Source organism: Embleya sp. NPDC056575 (genome assembly GCF_042793325.1).
Classification (GTDB): domain Bacteria; phylum Actinomycetota; class Actinomycetes; order Streptomycetales; family Streptomycetaceae; genus Embleya.
Window position 1 is genome coordinate 47,030 of sequence record NZ_JBHTVA010000023.1, and the last position, 12,217, is coordinate 59,246.

General features: G+C 72.4%; 14 protein-coding genes. 6 read left to right on the top strand and 8 right to left on the bottom strand.

Going from position 1 to position 12,217, the window contains the following annotated elements:
* Window positions 1–139: 139 nt before the first annotated feature.
* The 3 genes from ACFRCG_RS19635 to ACFRCG_RS19645 form a co-directional block, all read right to left on the bottom strand.
* The gene (locus tag ACFRCG_RS19635) at window positions 140–1,069 is read right to left on the bottom strand and encodes a hypothetical protein (protein ID WP_380033089.1); all 930 of its coding nucleotides are present in this window, start codon (window positions 1,067–1,069) and stop codon (window positions 140–142) included.
* A 54-nt stretch (window positions 1,070–1,123) separates the two neighbouring features.
* Window positions 1,124–1,843: a DedA family protein gene (locus ACFRCG_RS19640; RefSeq protein ID WP_380033092.1), complete on the bottom strand. Its 720-nt coding sequence runs from the start codon at window positions 1,841–1,843 to the stop codon at window positions 1,124–1,126.
* Window positions 1,844–1,981: 138 nt separating this feature from the next.
* Window positions 1,982–2,860, bottom strand: coding sequence for a metal-dependent hydrolase (locus ACFRCG_RS19645; protein ID WP_379998990.1), 879 nt, complete (start codon window positions 2,858–2,860; stop codon window positions 1,982–1,984).
* A 118-nt stretch (window positions 2,861–2,978) separates the two neighbouring features.
* Between ACFRCG_RS19645 and ACFRCG_RS19650 the strand changes: the two genes are divergently transcribed.
* Window positions 2,979–3,737, top strand: coding sequence for a hypothetical protein (locus ACFRCG_RS19650; protein ID WP_380033094.1), 759 nt, complete (start codon window positions 2,979–2,981; stop codon window positions 3,735–3,737).
* Between the two features lie 61 nt (window positions 3,738–3,798).
* Here ACFRCG_RS19650 and ACFRCG_RS19655 read toward each other — a convergent pair whose 3' ends face one another.
* Window positions 3,799–4,779 (bottom strand): LLM class flavin-dependent oxidoreductase, encoded by a 981-nt coding sequence (locus tag ACFRCG_RS19655; protein WP_380033096.1) that lies wholly within the window; start codon window positions 4,777–4,779, stop codon window positions 3,799–3,801.
* A gap of 123 nt (window positions 4,780–4,902) precedes the next feature.
* Window positions 4,903–5,319, bottom strand: coding sequence for a MarR family winged helix-turn-helix transcriptional regulator (locus ACFRCG_RS19660; protein ID WP_380033097.1), 417 nt, complete (start codon window positions 5,317–5,319; stop codon window positions 4,903–4,905).
* Window positions 5,320–5,427: 108 nt separating this feature from the next.
* Here ACFRCG_RS19660 and ACFRCG_RS19665 point away from each other — a divergent pair, with 108 nt between their 5' ends.
* From ACFRCG_RS19665 to ACFRCG_RS19675, 3 genes are all read left to right on the top strand, one after another.
* Complete coding sequence (locus tag ACFRCG_RS19665; protein ID WP_380033099.1) at window positions 5,428–6,462, top strand: SDR family NAD(P)-dependent oxidoreductase; 1,035 nt, start codon at window positions 5,428–5,430, stop codon at window positions 6,460–6,462.
* Window positions 6,452–7,375, top strand: coding sequence for a TIGR03619 family F420-dependent LLM class oxidoreductase (locus ACFRCG_RS19670; RefSeq protein ID WP_380033101.1), 924 nt, complete (start codon window positions 6,452–6,454; stop codon window positions 7,373–7,375). The genes ACFRCG_RS19665 and ACFRCG_RS19670 overlap by 11 nt, the downstream gene beginning before the upstream one ends.
* A gap of 142 nt (window positions 7,376–7,517) precedes the next feature.
* On the top strand, window positions 7,518–8,780 hold the full coding sequence (locus ACFRCG_RS19675) for a TerD family protein (RefSeq protein WP_380033103.1): 1,263 nt from the start codon (window positions 7,518–7,520) through the stop codon (window positions 8,778–8,780).
* Window positions 8,781–8,867: 87 nt separating this feature from the next.
* Here ACFRCG_RS19675 and ACFRCG_RS19680 read toward each other — a convergent pair whose 3' ends face one another.
* Complete coding sequence (locus ACFRCG_RS19680) at window positions 8,868–9,578, bottom strand: L,D-transpeptidase (protein ID WP_380033105.1); 711 nt, start codon at window positions 9,576–9,578, stop codon at window positions 8,868–8,870.
* A 93-nt stretch (window positions 9,579–9,671) separates the two neighbouring features.
* Complete coding sequence (locus ACFRCG_RS19685) at window positions 9,672–10,352, bottom strand: HAD-IA family hydrolase (RefSeq protein ID WP_380033106.1); 681 nt, start codon at window positions 10,350–10,352, stop codon at window positions 9,672–9,674.
* Window positions 10,353–10,672: 320 nt separating this feature from the next.
* Here ACFRCG_RS19685 and ACFRCG_RS19690 point away from each other — a divergent pair, with 320 nt between their 5' ends.
* Window positions 10,673–10,972, top strand: coding sequence for a hypothetical protein (locus tag ACFRCG_RS19690; RefSeq protein WP_380033108.1), 300 nt, complete (start codon window positions 10,673–10,675; stop codon window positions 10,970–10,972).
* 73 nt (window positions 10,973–11,045) lie between these two features.
* Complete coding sequence (locus ACFRCG_RS19695; RefSeq protein WP_380033110.1) at window positions 11,046–11,819, top strand: phosphotransferase; 774 nt, start codon at window positions 11,046–11,048, stop codon at window positions 11,817–11,819.
* 17 nt (window positions 11,820–11,836) lie between these two features.
* Here the strand turns inward: ACFRCG_RS19695 and ACFRCG_RS19700 are convergent, their stop codons facing one another.
* Window positions 11,837–12,028 (bottom strand): hypothetical protein, encoded by a 192-nt coding sequence (locus ACFRCG_RS19700; protein WP_380033111.1) that lies wholly within the window; start codon window positions 12,026–12,028, stop codon window positions 11,837–11,839.
* Between the last annotated feature and the right edge of the window lie 189 nt (window positions 12,029–12,217).

The window sequence follows — 12,217 nt, forward strand, 5'->3', positions numbered from 1 at the left end:
CCATCCGTGGTCACAGTCGCACCATAAGCTACGTATTTCCCGCTAATGGGCTTATCGCCCAGGAGTCGACTCGAACACCGGTACGCACTCGCGTCACATCCGTGGCCGATCGGGCGCCCGATCGGCCACGGATGTCGAGTCAGCCGACCGTCTCCAGCGTCCACGCGCAGACCGTCCCCGACTCCGCGTCGGCGGTCAGCCAGATGCCGTCGGAGCGCACCACGAGCCATTCGCGCGGCGCGTCCTCGGGATACTCGATCTCCGCGACGGCACGCAGGTCCGGCACCGAGAACAGCACGTGCCGCTCCCCCGAGGAGGCCGCGAGCACGAGGTCGCGGCGCAGGAAGCCGGCGTAGATGTCGAAGACCTCGTCCGGGTCGGGGAAGACCTGCTCGCTCGGTCGGGCCGCTATCACCGCGCCGTCCGGGAAGCGCACCAGCGACAGCGGACCGGCCTCGATCGGCGTGGTCAGCATCATCAGCCCCGACGCGTGGATGTCGGTGAGCACGCGGCTCTCCCCCGGCGGCACCTCGGCGACCTCCTCCGCATCGGCCGAGGCGAGGACGAAGATCCGGTACGCCTCGTCCGCGTGCGACGCGGCCAGGCCCAGATGTACGCCGTCCGGGTGCGGGATCAACTCGGAGCCGACGGTGGCGGGAGCCACCGGCCGGATCACGCGCGGCGCGCCGTCCGCGGCGTCGAGCAGCACGCACCGGTCGCCCTCGGCGGTGCGGACCACCGCCCAGATCCCGGCCGCGGTGACCGCGCTCGACCCGGCCTCCTCGGCCTGCCAGGGCACGTGCGGGTGGGACCACACCTCGGTGCCGTCGGTGTCGAGCACCACCACTCGATCGGGTGTCGAGGCGACGAAGCGGGCCAGGTCGGGGGTGACCGAGTGGCCCCCCTTCCAGTCCCCGGGCAGCCGGATCTCGCGGACCACCGCCAACGAGTCGTCGAGCACGACGAGGGAACCGTCCACGCCGTGGGCGAGCCAGGCCGCCGCCCCCGGGATGCGGTCGAGACTCCACAGGGACGGCAGGGTCGCCCGGGCCAGAAGTTGAGCACGCATGGCGTGCACTCTATTGGCGCCCGACACCCGTATGGCTCAGTGGCGACAACCGTCCTACGCGTCCCGCCGGTCGTCGCCCGCCCGGTGCCGGCCCCGGCCCGCGGCCGGCTCCACCGGCGCGGCCGTCGCGGTCGGCTCGGCCGCGGCCCGCGTGCGCGACGTCGAGCGGGCGCGCAGGAGTTCGATCGCCACCGGGATCACCGAGATCAGCACGATGGCGATCAGGATCAGCTCGATGTGCTCGCGAACGAAGTCGACCTGGCCCAGCGAGTAGCCGAGCACGGTGACCCCGCACGCCCACAGGAAGCCGCCGACGACGTTGTAGACGACGAAGGTGCGGTACTTCATCCGGGCCACACCCGCGACGATCGGGGTGAAGGTGCGCACGATCGGGACGAACCGGGCCAGCACGATCGAGCGCGGGCCGTACCTGTCGAAGAACTCGTGCGCCTTCTCCACGTTCTCCCGCTTGAAGAAGCGCGAGTTCGGCCGATTGAACAGCGACGGCCCCACCTTGCGGCCGAACAGGAACCCGACCTGGTCGCCGACCACCGCCGCGGTCCAAAGGAGCAGGCACACCAGCCACAGCGGCTGCGAGAACTTGCCGTCGGAGACCAGCAGGCCGGTGGTGAACAGCAGCGAATCGCCCGGGAGGAAGAAGCCGATGAGCAGGCCCGACTCGGCGAAGACGATCACCAGGATGCCGATCAGGCCGAACGTGGAGATCAGCTTGTCGGGGTCCAGGAACGAGGGACCCAGGGCGATGGTTTGCACGGCACGTGCCTCCCGGAGCGGGCGATGGCGGACAGCGGAAGCCCCCCGACCAGGTCATGGTTGGGCAAAGAGATTTCCTTCCGAAGGTAACGTCCGCACCGGGGGGCCGGTTCCCGGGGACCCGCGTCGAACCGCGACTCAGATCCGCTCGGGCCGGGTCAGCGCGACCAGCGCACCGTCCTCCTCCAGGGTCAACTCGACCGCCAGCGAGCGCAGTTCGCCGAGTCGGGCCAGGTGCGAGCCGCCGCACGGGACGTGCGCGTCACCGTCGGGCAGCCCGCAGTGCCACACCCGACGCGCGGTCAGCGCCGGGGCGGGCACCTCGATCCGGACCCCGGCGTCGGTCTTCAGCCACTCGCCGAGCAGCGCCTCCACCTCGTCGCGGATCCCGGGCAGGTCCTCGGCCAGCGTGTCCGCGGTGAAGCCCTTCTTCCGCAGCGACTTGCCGATCCGGTAGTCGTCCCGACTGCCGGCCTCGGTCAACCGGGACCGGGTGATCGCGAGGTTGTCGAAGTCCGGACGGCCGAGGCTGTCGGTGCGCACCTCCTTGCGCCAGCGCGGCGCGAGCACCGCGTTCAGCGCGAACGCCAGCAGGTGGCACGCGGTGTGCGCGGCGCTCAGCGCGGCCCGGCGCTCGGCGTCGACCACGAGTTCGGCCGCGGCGCCGACCAGGTCGGCCGGGTCGCCCGGGGCCGGGTCCACCACGTGCAGCGCCAGCCAGGCCCAGTCCTCGTCGCCGCGCCGCACCGGGATCGCCTCGCCGACCGCGAACGTCCCATCCGGGCCGACCCCACCGGTCAGGCAGTCCACCACCGGAAGTTCCGCGCCCGCCACCCGGATCACCCCCGTGTCCGCGGGCTGGTCCGGCCAGGTGTGGTCGAGCGGATGGAACGGCGTACGCCCGACCACCAGGGCCGTGCGACCGTCCGGCAGCACGGGCGCCGCCAGGATCGGCGCCTCGCCGGTGGTGGCACCGGCCGGGAAGGTCACCTCGGTGGAAGTCGTGGGGAGGGCCATGCGCGTCCTAACCTCGATTCGATCCGGTCGCCATCGTGCGGGAGCGGCGATGGCGCCGTGCGGTCCATTCGATCATGGACAATCCTCCTCACACGGAAATCACGAGCAGGGACGGGCTGTGCAGCACCAGGGCTGGATCTCGACCACCGCTCGGCTGGCGGGCGACGCCGAGGCCGGGCCCCACGGCGTCGGCTGGATGCTCGTCGCGTTCATCTTCACCTTCGCGGTGACCAGGCTGATCACCCGGCTGATCCGGGCGGGCAAGGGCCCGTTCCGGAACATGGTGGTGGGCAAGGTGCACGTGCACCACCAGGTCTACGGGATTTTCCTGATGCTGATCGCGGGCGCGCTCGAGTTCTCCTACGAACCGGGCGGCGCGCTGCGGCAGGTGCTCGCCGGGTTGTTCGGGATGGGCGCCGCACTGACCCTGGACGAGTTCGCGCTGCTCGTACACCTGGACGACGTGTACTGGGCCGCGGACGGGCGCAAGTCGGTGGACGCCGTACTGATCACCGCCGCGATGGGCGTGCTGCTGTTCGTCGGGGCCAACCCGCTCGGCCTGGGCGACGGGGACAGCAAGCCGGTGGCCGCGGTGATCGTGGTGTTCAACCTGGCCTTCGCGTTGTGCGCGCTGGCCAAGGGGAAGGTGGCCACCGGGCTGATCGGCGTGTTCGTCCCGTTCGTGGCGATGGTGTCGGCGATCCGGATCGCCAAGCCCGAGTCGCCGTGGGCGCGTTGGCGCTACAAGGAGGGCCCGGGGCGGACCTCGTCGCACGCGGACACCAAGCTGGCCCGCTCGCTGCGCCGGTTCCCGCCCGACCGGCGCACGTGGTGGGACCACACGAAGGACTTCGTGGCGGGCGCGCCGCACCGATGACCGACGGCGATCGGCGGGTGGCGGGCGGCCCGGGGTGGGCCGCGCCGCCGACCGGCGCCCGCTACAGGTTCGGCAGCACCTCGTTCTCGAACAGGCGCAGGCTCTCCCAGGCCAACTCCGGCGGGATGCCGCCCATCATCGGGTGCAGGATCGCGAACGCCGCGTCGCCCTGGGCCTTCAGCTCGGCCACCAGGGTCTGCGGGGTGATCACCCGGTACTGCCCGCCCGCCCGCAGCGCGTCGGCGTCGGTGACGCTCGCGTAGCCGCCCACCCCGGCGGTGCCCGCCCTGGCCATCGTCTCGCCGTAGGCGTTGACCTCGTGCAGCGCGTGCGGCGCGATCCGGTCCCAGTCCCGGTCGGGGTCGTTCGAGAGGTGGAAGAAGCCGGTGTCGCCGCCGAAGTACGGGCCCGGGTCCTCCTCGCCGAGCGTGACCTTCTCGTCCCGGTAGAACTCCCAGATGTCCGGGTTGGACGGCATGAACCCGTCGGCGATCCGCGCGGCCCGGCGGGCGGCGGCCTCGACACTGCCGCCGAGGATGATCGGCGGACCGCCCTTTTGGAACGGCGCGGGGGTCACCCGCACGGTCCGGCCGCGGAACTCGAACTCCTCCCCCGTCCACGCCTTGCGCAACGTCTCGACGGTCTCCACGGTGCGCTTGACCCGCTCGCGCATCGGCACGTCGTACATCGCGAACTCGGTGTCCACGTAGCCGTTGGTGAGCACCACGTTCACCCGACCCTGGCTGAGCAGGTCGAGCACCGCCAGTTCCTCGGCCAGGTGCAGCGGGTCGTGCAGCGGCGCGGGGATCGCGGCGATGGTGACGCCCATGTTCCGGCTGCGCGCGGTGATCGCGGCGGCGAACTGGAGTGGGGCGGGCAGGTATCCGTCGGCGAAGCCGTGGTGCTCGGACAGCGTGACCATGAAGAATCCGCGCTCGTCGGCCCACTCGACCATGTCGAGTGCCGCTGCGTAGCGCTCTCCCATGGTCGTCCCGGCGAAGGCCGGATTCCGGAAGTCGAAACGCAGCGCGAACACAGCCATGCCGTACTCCTGTCCCCGGCGCCACCGGGGGTGGGCGACACCGCACTGTCTGATGGCGCGTCAGATTAGTGGCCGGGGTCGAGGAGAACCAGGGTCGGCGACCGGTCATCGCTCAGTCGTCGCTCAGTCGTCGCTCAGGGCCCGGTCGAGCAGGACCCGAAGGGTCCTTCGGTCGGCGTCCGGCAGCCCGGACAGCGGCGGGTCCACGGCGAGGCCGGCGAACAGGCGGGCACGCAGTTCGGCGCCTTCCGGGGTGAGCGCGATCAGCTTCGCCCGGCGGTCGTTCGGGTGCGGCCGGCGCTCGACCAGGCCGCGCTCGACCAGCCGGTCCACCACGAAGGTCACGTTCGGTGGCTCGCAGCACATCCGGCGGCCCAGCTCGCGCATGCCCAGCGGCTCGGCGAGTTCGTGCACCGCGTTGGCCTGGGACGCGGTCAGCCCGATCGCTCCCGCACAGGCCGCGAAGTGCGCGTCGAGGCGGGCGGTGGCCGCGTAGAGCAGCGCGGTCAGTCCGGGCGGCTCGCCCTCCGGCGTGGTCATGGCCACACTCTAGCCGAACTTCGTTACAACTCGAATGATTCGAGGTGTAACGTCTGCCGCGAGCTGACAGATCGTCAGCCCCTTGGTCGCCCTTGGAGGAGCCCGCCCATGCCCGCGATTCTGGCCGGTCGGATGGCCCTGGTCACCGGTGGCAGCGGCGGCATCGGCGCCGCCTGTGCGGCTCGTCTGCTGGCGGACGGCTGCTCGGTGACGCTCGCCGCCCGCCGGGCCGACGCGCTCGCCGCCACCGCCGAACGGCTGCGCGCGGGGGCGCCGGCCGGTACCGAGGTGCGGCACGTCGCGGTCGACGCCTGCACCACCGACGGCGTCCGCGAGGCGGTCCGCGCGGCGGGTCCCGCGCTCGCCGTCTGCGTGGCCACGGTGGGCGGCGGGAGCACCGCGCCGATCCTGGCCATGGACGACGACGCGTTCCTGGCCGACCTGCACCGCAACACGCACAGCGCGTTCCTGGCGATCAAGTACGCGGCGCCGGTGATCGCCGCGCGCGGTGGTGGCGCGATCGTCTGCGTGTCCTCCACCGCGGCTCGGCTGACCATGCCGTTCCTGAGCGGCTACGCGGCCGGGAAGGCGGGCCTGGAGGCGCTGGTCCGGGCCGCCGCCGACGAGTTGGGCCCGGCCGGCGTCCGGGTCAACGCGGTCCGCCCCGGGCTGGTGCGCTCGCGCGAGGACGCGCGGATCTTCGCGGACGAGGAGATGATCGGCCGCTTCCTGGCCAACAAGCCGCTGGGCCGCACCGGGTTGCCCGAGGACATCGCCGAGGCGGTCCGCCACCTCGCCGGCCCCGAGTCGTCCTGGACCACCGGGCAGAGCCTGGCCGTGGACGGCGGCAACGAGCTGCGCCGCGCGCCCTCCTTCGAGAAGTACGCCCGCGCCGCGCTCGGCGACGCGGTGATCGACGCGGCGCTCGCGGGCCGCGATCCGTACGCCCCGCCGACGCCGGCACCCGTACCGACTCGACCGACGCACCCGCCGCGGCCGATCCGCCCGCCCCGCCCGGTCGCGGAACCGGGTCCCGGCCCCGATCCCGGCCCGGGCGCCGGTCACCCCCTCGCCTCCGACACCGACACCGCGCCCGACACCGACACCGACACCGATTCGACGGAGCATCCGGATGAGCACTGACGTGCAACTTTCCATCGGCCTGCCCAACTTCGGCAGCTGGCCGGCCGGCGACTGGCGCGGCTTCACCGACGTCGGTCGCGCGGCCGACGACGCGGGGATCGACCGCATCGTGCTGGTGGACCACGTGGTGATGGGCCCGAACACACAGAACTACTCCTGGGGCCGCTTCCCCACCCCGCCCGAGGCGGACTGGCCCGAACCGCTCACCCTGCTCGCCGCGATCGCCGCCGTCACCTCGCGGGTGCGCCTCGCCACCGGCATCCTCGTCGCCCCGCTGCGCGGCGCCGCCCTGCTCGCCAAGACCGCCGCGACGCTGGACCAACTCTCCGGCGGGCGGCTGGAGCTGGGCGTGGCCACGGGGTGGCAGCGCGAGGAGTACGACGCCGCCGGGATCGACTGGGACAACCGCGGTCGGCTGCTCACCGACACCCTCGCGGCCTGCAAGGAGCTGTGGACGAACCTGCCCGCGTCGTTCGTGTCCGAGACGGTGAACTTCACCGACGCCTACTGTGCGCCGCGGCCGGTCCAGCCCGGCGGGGTGCCGCTGTGGATCGGCGGCACGCTGAACACCCGCAACCTGGCGCGGATCGTGCGCAGCGGCGACGGCTGGATCCCGATCATGGGCCTGTCCACGGCCGACATGGCCCGCGACGTGGCACGGATCCGGACCGCCCTCGCCGACGCCGGCCGCGACCCGGGCGCACTGCGGGTGCAGGGCCCGCTGCCGCTGGTCAAGGACGACGCGGGCCGATTCGACCTGACCCGCACGATGGCCGGCGCGGCCGAGGTGATCGCCGCCGGGGCCACCGCCGTGCATCTGCCGATCCAGGTGTTCTGCGCCGGGCCCGAGGGAGCGCCCGCCTTTTTCGCCGAGGCCAGGAAGGCGTTCGACAAGGTGGTGTCGGGCGTTTGACCGAGCCCGAGTCGGGCTTGTCACCTGGGGCTTTACCCCTGCTTGGTTAAAGTTTCAGGTTTGCGGAACGTCGTCGGGGGGAGGGTCGTTCCCCTGGACAACGGCGCGATACGGCGTCTTTGTCCAACCGGGAGGGCCCTCCATGTCCGACGTCACGCTGCCCACCGGCGCCAACGCGCCCCTGACCGGCGACCGCGCCGAGGTCTCGATCGGGTGGGCCTCGGCCGACGTCGTGGACGTGTCCGCCGTGCTGCTGACCGACGCGCACAAGGTGCGTACCGACGAGGACCTGGTGTTCTTCAATAATCCCGTCGGCGGCGACGGAGCGGTGCGCACCACGGCGGGACCCTCGGGAACCACGCACGTCGCGGTGGAACTCGCCAAGCTGCCGCCCGAGATCACCAAGGTGGTGGTCGTGGTCAGCGCGGACGCGGACCGGCCCGGGGCCACCCTCGGCCAGGTGCCCGGCCTGAGTGCGCTCACCACCTCCGGCGACGCGCGGATCACCTACCCGGCCGGCGCGTTCGAGGGCGGCGAGACGGTCGCGGTGCTGGTCGAGCTGTACCGGCGCGGCGACGCGTGGAAGGTGCGCGCGGTGGGTCAGGGCTACGCGAGCGGACTGGCCGGGCTCGCCACGGACTTCGGCATCTCGGTGGAGGACGAGCCGGAGCCGGAGCCGACTCCCGCCGCGCCGGTGCACGCCCTGGTCAAGGAGCCCGCCGCCGCACCCGCGCCGGCCGCGCCCGCGCCGATCTCGATGGCCAAGGAGCCGCTGGGCCGGGTCGATCTGGCCAAGGGCGGCCGGGCGACGATCAGCATGGACAAGGACGACCGCTCGGTCACCGTCACCGCGTCCCTGGTCTGGGACGGCGGCAACGACGCCCGCCGCAAGTCCGGCGCCGACCTGGACCTGTACGCGCTCTACGTGCCCCGGTCGAAGCTGGGCGCGCTGAACAAGGGCGACAGCGACGGGGTGATCTACTACCGCGACCTGGGCAGCCTGAACTCCGCGCCCTACATCAAGCTGGACGGCGACTCGCGCGTACCCGGCCGCGAGACGGTCCGGATCACCCGGCCCGACCAGCAGGGCTATGTGCTGATCTGCGCCTACAGCGCGGTCGAGAACGGCTTCGGCAGCTTCAAGTCGTACGGCGCGCACGCCGAGGTCACCGACGGCCAGGGCTCGACGGTGAACGTGCCGCTGTTCAACAACAAGCGGGCGGTGTTCTGGGTGGCGATCGCGCTGGTCGACTTCACCGACCCCGAGGGCGTCTCGATCCAGCACGTGGAGAAGTACTCGAAGCTGATGCAGGAGCGGCGCCCGATGCTCTACCCCGACGGCACGTTCGAGATGGGCGCGGGTCCGGCGGAGTTCAAGACGGTGCGTGCCCCGCGCGAGCGCTGAGCACGGGTCTGCCGGATCCCCGGGGTCGGGACCGCTCGGTCGTGCCGGCCGAGCGGCCCCGAACGCCGGGGCGGGTGGATCCGCGGCCTACTTGGCCGAGCGGTAGACGATCACCTTGTCGCCGACCCGGGTCTCGTCGAAGAGCCGCTGCACCAGGCCCTTGTCCCGGACGTTGACGCAGCCGTGCGAGGCGCCGTTGTAGCCGTTGGCGGCGAAGTCGGCCGAGTAGTGCACGGCCTGGCCGCCGGAGAAGAACATCGCGAACGGCATCGGCGTGTGGTAGATCGTCGAAACGTGGTCGCGGCTCTTGAAGTTGATGCTGAACGCGCCCTCGCGGGTCGGCGTCTCGGCCGAGCCGAAGCGCACGGCGGTCGAATACTGCACCTTGCCGTCGATCACCCAGGTGAGCCGGTCGGTGCGCTTGTCGATGCAGATCGCCCGACCGGTCAGACACCGCTCGTCCAGCCCGGCCTGCGCGGCCGGCGGCTTGGGCTTGGTCGTCGGCGGCTTGCTCGTGGTCGGCGGCTTGGTGGTCGGCGGCTTGCTCGTGGCCGGCTTCGCGGACGTCGCGGGAGCCGTCGGCGACGCGCTGGTCGGGGCGCTGCTGCTCGGCGCGGCCGACGTGGCGGGTGGCGTACTCTCCGCACTCGGCGTGACGGGCGCGGAGGAGACGGTGGTGGGCAGGTTCGACTGCGAGCCCGCCTTGGCCGTCGAATCACTCGACGAGCCGGAGTTGCAGGCCGACAGGGCCAGGACCGCGGTCACGGCGACCGCGAGGGATATACGTGTCTTCTTCATCGAGTGGTGGCCTCTCCCGACCCAAACCAAAATGTGGTGTTCCCCGAGTCGTGCACCCTTGTAGACGCCAATGGGGCCCGAGAGGTTGCGTCCCTAGTTTGACCCATTCGGGTGGATGTTAAGCCGGACGTGTTCGGCCGTGACCTGTTCGGGATCGATCGATCGCAGATCCGTGGCCCAGGCGTCGAGCGCGGCGCCGCCGACCCCGTCGGCCAACGCCGCGCCGATGCCCAGGCAGCGCATCCCGGCCGCCGCGGCCGCGCGCACACCGCTCTCCGCGTCCTCGACGACCAGGCAGCGGTGCGGTGGTACGCCCAGCAGATCGGCCGCGCGCAGATAGCCCTCGGGAGCCGGTTTGCCCTCGGTGACGTCCTCCGCCGTGATCATGTACACCGGTTCCGGCAACTCCGCCGCACGCAGGCGCCCCCGCGCGACCCGGCGCGTGCCGGAGGTGACGATCGCCCAGCGTGCCGAGGGCAGCGCGGCGAGCAGGCCGGCGGCGCCGGGGATCGGCACGATGCCGGTGAAGTCGCGTTCCTCGCGTTCGACGATCCACGCGGCCTCGGTCTCGGCGTCCAGGGCGGGGGCGACCACGCGCACGAGGTCGATGTCCCGGCGACCGTACGAGGCGGCGACCGCGACGTCGGGATCGACGCCGCGGCCGGCGGCCCAGGCGCGCAGGATGCGTTCGATCAGGGGGTGGGAGTCCACCAGCACACCGTCGAGATCGAACAGGATCGCGTCGCAGTCGAGCGTCGTGCCGTCGTTCGCCATGCGATCAGGCTGTCAGGCGCGGCAGCGGCGCGTCGAGGAATTCGCGGCGGGTGATCGCGGGTGCGGGCGCCGTGTGGTCGTGGGCTCGGGCGCTTCGTGATCATGCGCGCCTTCGTTTCATGATCATATTGCACCGGCTCGTCACCCACATAGCGCAGATATCGATCGAAAGCGATCGTCGGCTGGCGCGGGAAAACGGCCTTCGTTGCCTAACCGTCACGTTTGCGTCGTTCGCCACCGGCTAGGGGGCTACTACGGCCCGGACGAGCTCACCCCAGGCGGCACTCATGTACTTGGTCCTAGCTCTGCTTGCACCGATCGTGATGTTCCTGTTGATACCCGGACTCGCCTGGCTCGAGGACCGCCTGCTCGGGCCGCTGACCTCGTCCGTGCCACCGCATCCGCCGTCGACCGCACGGCCCGCGATCGAACCGGCCGCCGCCGCGCCGACCCCGCTCCCGGTCCCGGCACCGCTCGGGCGCTCGGCCGAGCGGCGACCGACCGATCACCACACGGTGCGCTCGGGGCGCGGCCGGCACGCCCGTCGACACGAGTCGGTACTCGGCTATCGCCACCACATCGGGCGCCGACGCCCGCCCCGTGCCCCGGCCTTCCGCTGACGTCCCGGTCCACCATCGGCCGGTACCTCCCGCCCCGGAGTCGACCCTGACCGAGTCCGCCGCGCCGCCGCCGGTGCGCATCGAATCCGTCCCGCCCGAGTTGGGCTCGCCCCTGGACGCGGCCCCGCTGTCCACCCGTTCCGACATCTGGCACGTGCTCGGCAGCGATGCCGACGCGGTGCTCAAGCTGGCCACGCCGGACGGCACGGGGCCGGCCAATCCGCGCTACTGGGCCCGGGAGGTCGAGGCGTACGAAAGCGGTCTGGCGGCGGGCGTCTACGCCGCGCACGGGTTGACCGCGCCCCGGACGCTGCGGGTGGATCGGCGGGGCGACGGGTCGGTGGCGTTGTGGCTGGAGTTCGTCCGGGGTGTGGCCGGGACCGAGTGGGATCCCGCCCGATGGGCCGACTTCGCCCACCGCCTCGGCGCCGCGCAGGCCGCGACCGGACCGCTCGGGCCGTCCTGGTTGTTCGAACGTCCGTCCCCCGTCGGGCCGCTGGCGACCCGGCTCGCCGAACTCCCGTACCTGCTGTGCCACCTCGACCTGCGGCCGGGCAACCTGATCGCGCGGGACGAGGACGTGGTGCTGCTCGACTGGTCGCACGCGGGCTACGGGCTGCCGGGCGAGGACCTGGCCGGATTGATCCTCGCGCACGTCGCCGAGCCGAGGGTGGCCGAGGCACTGGACGCCGCGCTGCCCGCCGAGTACGCCCGAGGCGCGGGACTCGCCGAGGCGGACATCCGGGTCGCGATCGCCGCGACGTCGCCGACCAAGTACGGGCGCGGCGCGAACGAGGCGACTCGGCGGCTGCTGCGCGCGTGGGCGGAGGACGCGGCGACCCGGTGAGGTTCGGCCCGGTCGCCCTACCGACGCTTCGCGCGGATCGCCCAGACCAAAAGCGCCACGCTCGCCGGGGCCGCGACGCCGGCGGGCACCGGTCCCCGCCGCGCCCCCATCGCGGCGGCGGCCGACCGCGTGCAGCGCAGCGGATCGGGGGTGTGCTCGAAGAGCGGGTCGGGCGCGGGGCGCCCGGGGGCTCGGCTCGGGGCGGTCATCGATGCGTGCTCCCCTGCACGCTCCGGGTCGTGCGCATGCCGCCGGGCACCGCGACCGGGACCGTCTCCCCGATCCTGCCGGGGGCGCAGTCCCGGCAGGACCGAGGACACGGTCTCGGCGTGCGACGGCCTCGATCCCCGATCGGTGTCTCGGACCCGAGGCTAGAAAGAACCAAGCCGAGAGTCACG

Coding starts and splice junctions, on each gene's coding strand:
- ACFRCG_RS19635 (WP_380033089.1), bottom strand. CDS start 1,069: ATGCGTGCTCAACTTCTGGCCCGGGCGACCCTGCCGTCCCTGTGGAGT.
- ACFRCG_RS19645 (WP_379998990.1), bottom strand. CDS start 2,860: ATGGCCCTCCCCACGACTTCCACCGAGGTGACCTTCCCGGCCGGTGCC.
- ACFRCG_RS19655 (WP_380033096.1), bottom strand. CDS start 4,779: ATGGCTGTGTTCGCGCTGCGTTTCGACTTCCGGAATCCGGCCTTCGCC.
- ACFRCG_RS19660 (WP_380033097.1), bottom strand. CDS start 5,319: ATGACCACGCCGGAGGGCGAGCCGCCCGGACTGACCGCGCTGCTCTAC.
- ACFRCG_RS19665 (WP_380033099.1), top strand. CDS start 5,428: ATGCCCGCGATTCTGGCCGGTCGGATGGCCCTGGTCACCGGTGGCAGC.
- ACFRCG_RS19670 (WP_380033101.1), top strand. CDS start 6,452: ATGAGCACTGACGTGCAACTTTCCATCGGCCTGCCCAACTTCGGCAGC.
- ACFRCG_RS19675 (WP_380033103.1), top strand. CDS start 7,518: ATGTCCGACGTCACGCTGCCCACCGGCGCCAACGCGCCCCTGACCGGC.
- ACFRCG_RS19680 (WP_380033105.1), bottom strand. CDS start 9,578: ATGAAGAAGACACGTATATCCCTCGCGGTCGCCGTGACCGCGGTCCTG.
- ACFRCG_RS19685 (WP_380033106.1), bottom strand. CDS start 10,352: ATGGCGAACGACGGCACGACGCTCGACTGCGACGCGATCCTGTTCGAT.
- ACFRCG_RS19700 (WP_380033111.1), bottom strand. CDS start 12,028: ATGACCGCCCCGAGCCGAGCCCCCGGGCGCCCCGCGCCCGACCCGCTC.